The organism is Anaerobiospirillum sp. NML120448 (assembly GCF_023050945.1).
GTDB lineage: Bacteria > Pseudomonadota > Gammaproteobacteria > Enterobacterales > Succinivibrionaceae > Anaerobiospirillum.
The window spans coordinates 1-1764 of the sequence record NZ_JALKIM010000160.1; the positions used below are offsets into that span (position 1 = coordinate 1).

Genomic DNA, 1764 nt, shown 5'->3' on the forward strand with positions numbered 1-1764 from the left:
TAGTAGTTACGCGTGAGAACATTATCAAGTTTAAAAACATTGATTTTATGGGATTTTATGTTTTCGAAATCGATAATTTTTAGGAAAAGTTTTGACGACCTAAAATTATGGATAAAGACTTGAAAAACATCGACACTTACAGAAGCTTAACCCTGAGATTTACACTTTTTTCTGCCACGCATATTTTCCTTTAATAACTTTGAAAGATTTTGTTTTTCCATTAGTGGCACTATTAAAGCTAGTAGTTCTTCAGGGTTATGTTCAAAGCGTGTTTTAGCGTCATTTATCACTTCATTATGAAAAATTGCTGCAGCTAAACAGTATAGTGTATACACTATGTTATTGAGTGTAGCCATAACCTCAATGCAGTTTTTATCCATAAAGGTACACTCGTCCTCATTTAAAGATGTATCCTTAAACTTGTGCAGACCTGACTCTATGTGCCAACGATTATCTATAGCCTCAATAATGAGTTGGACGTTATCAGCCGAAGATATAAAGTATTGAGTTTCAGGGTTATAGTCTTGCTGGTCTTTTCTTTTATGACTAACCATACGAACAAAAGCTTTTGTACCAGGAAACTCCTGCTCTGTAATAGGGTAGTCGAGAATAAAGATTTCATAGTCGCAATTATTAAAAGATTTTTTAATACACTTGTCTTTATTCTTGTCCATTACAAATGTCATATGCTCTTTTAAAGCAAGCTGATTATCTTTGACTTTAAATGTGTATAGACCATTCTTATCAGTTATTATTTGACATGTTTTTCTTTGACAATGAAGCGCATCAGCTGTAATCATAGAGTTATCTAGTTTGAATCTCTTAAGAATATACTGGAAAGCTGGTATTTCAGACTCTTTGTCATCAAGCGTCACTGATAATAGACATATACCTCTCGAAGCATCAAAAAAATTAAACACGTTTTTATTGCTTGCACCATTCTTACGGCCAGAGCCATTAAACATCTTGCCGTCTCCACTTAATAGCCTTATCTTTGGTTTTTCCTTACTATTAAGCGAGTCAGTAATCTTGTCAATCATCCTATTAAAACGTGAAATAATTACGTCCCTCAGCTCTTTTGCATCAATATACATAAAGATGCGTCTTAACGTGTCATGTGAGGGAAAGTTTTCACCATCAATAAGCTTAAGATATTTAAAGTACGAAACTCTAAGTTTTATGCATGAGGCAGCATGAGCAAATGAGGTAAAATTTCCTTGCATAGCTAACAACAGGCAGATACATAAGATATTTTCAAGGTTGTATCTTATTTTATGTGGCTCTCTGAAGTCATTTACTCCGCTAAGGAAATGCAAAATGGTAGATACAAACTTCCTGTTAGATTGTATCTTGTTCTTGAGAGGAGCCATAACAGTAGCAACATCTTTGAGAGCATCTGACAAAGTGGTTGTATTATTCAAATTTGACTCCATATTTATTAAAAATGGCTTTGATATCATCTGAGTAGGTTACAGATGTTCTTGTAAAGCTTGTGTCAGCTTTAATGTCTTTGAGAGCGGCTATCAAATAGTCACGGTCAGCAGCATCAGGAATATCTTTTCTAAGTAAAGAAGCAATCTTGTTAGAAATCTTTTCAATGCGCTTTACTGCACCTTCACCCTCTAGCTCGGGACATGGTTTTATGAGAGTCTTAAGATATGTAAGTGCAATAAAGCGTTGCTCTGTATGCCCATACATAAACTTAACAATTCCCATATAGATAGTCTGAATAGACCCACTGTTATTAAAAAAGCTACGTTGAAG

2 protein-coding genes are annotated in these 1764 nt (G+C 34.5%); both read right to left on the reverse strand.

The genetic code is table 11. The annotated features are described in order from the left end of the window. Positions 1 to 146: 146 nt before the first annotated feature. Positions 147 to 1421 (reverse strand): ISAs1 family transposase, encoded by a 1275-nt coding sequence (locus tag MXE38_RS12220; RefSeq protein WP_246915482.1) that lies wholly within the window; start codon positions 1419 to 1421, stop codon positions 147 to 149. Continuing rightward, a partial coding sequence (locus tag MXE38_RS12225; RefSeq protein WP_246915484.1) for a hypothetical protein occupies positions 1414 to 1764 on the reverse strand: 351 nt, incomplete at its 5' end. The genes MXE38_RS12225 and MXE38_RS12220, both read right to left, overlap by 8 nt.